This window comes from Mycobacterium simiae (genome assembly GCF_008370645.1).
Taxonomy (GTDB): Bacteria; Actinomycetota; Actinomycetes; order Mycobacteriales; family Mycobacteriaceae; genus Mycobacterium; species Mycobacterium simiae_A.
The window spans coordinates 1-431 of the sequence record NZ_VTZN01000542.1 but is presented as its reverse complement, the minus strand read 5'-3'; the positions used below and the strand labels follow the sequence as shown (position 1 = coordinate 431).

At 61.7% G+C, this 431-nt stretch carries 1 pseudogene; it reads left to right on the top strand.

The window, feature by feature from the left end:
- A pseudogene (locus F0Q45_RS26815) lies at positions 1–431 on the top strand (acyl-CoA synthetase); the annotation flags it as partial.

Below are 431 nucleotides of genomic sequence, written 5' to 3'. Positions count from 1 at the left end.
CCCCCCACGGCCCCTGGCTACGCACCGGCGACTCCGGCTTTATCACCAACAACGAACTATTCATCATCGGCCGCATCAAAGACCTGCTCATCGTCTACGGACGCAACCACTCCCCCGACGACATCGAAGCCACCATCCAAGAAATCACCCGCGGCCGCTGCGCAGCAATCTCCATCCCCAGCGACCGCAGCACCGAAAAACTCGTCGCCATCATCGAATACAAAAAACGCGGCACCACACCCCAAGAAACCCTCGCCACCCTCAGCGCCCTCAAACGCGACGTCACCTGCGCACTATCGACCACCCACGGACTGGCCATCGCCGACCTCGTCCTGGTCCCCCCCGGCTCCATCCCCATCACCACCAGCGGCAAAGTCCGACGAGCAGCCTGCGCCCAACAATACAAACAAAACCAATTCGCCCGCCTCGAC